The sequence below is a fragment of the Mesorhizobium sp. M2E.F.Ca.ET.209.01.1.1 genome, from assembly GCF_004010375.2.
In the GTDB taxonomy this organism is placed as follows: Bacteria; Pseudomonadota; Alphaproteobacteria; order Rhizobiales; family Rhizobiaceae; genus Mesorhizobium.
This window is the reverse complement of the sequence record NZ_SADP02000864.1, coordinates 1-315: the sequence shown is the minus strand read 5'-3', so window position 1 is coordinate 315 and position 315 is coordinate 1. Positions and strand designations below refer to the sequence as shown.

At 69.5% G+C, this 315-nt stretch carries 1 protein-coding gene; it reads right to left on the bottom strand.

Features of this window, described 5'->3' with window-relative positions; all coding sequences use genetic code 11:
* Positions 1 to 33: 33 nt before the first annotated feature.
* Positions 34 to 249, bottom strand: a complete 216-nt coding sequence (locus EN852_RS38245; protein ID WP_246694567.1) for a hypothetical protein — start codon at positions 247 to 249, stop codon at positions 34 to 36.
* Between the last annotated feature and the right edge of the window lie 66 nt (positions 250 to 315).

Sequence of the window (315 nt, the reverse complement as noted above, 5' to 3'; positions counted from 1 at the left end):
CCTTGTCGCAAGGGCGTCTGGCAGGCTGCGGGATCAGCGCTTCTTGCGCGCTTCCTCTTCCTCTTCCTGCTGCGGGGCCGGCTGGCCCTGCGCCTTCATTTCGGCATTGGCCTGGGCACGGCGCTTGGCCTTGGCGTCGGCCTCGGCCTGCGCCTTGTCGGCCTGGTCACCCTGCTGGGGGGCCGGCTGGCCGGCGTTCTGCGCCACCTCCAGCGGCACTGCAACGGCGGCAGCGGCCAGGATCGCCATGGTCAGCTACTTCTTCATTGAGTCCTCCTCGCGGTATGGCTGGGATGTGCGGGCGCCGGCGTTCAG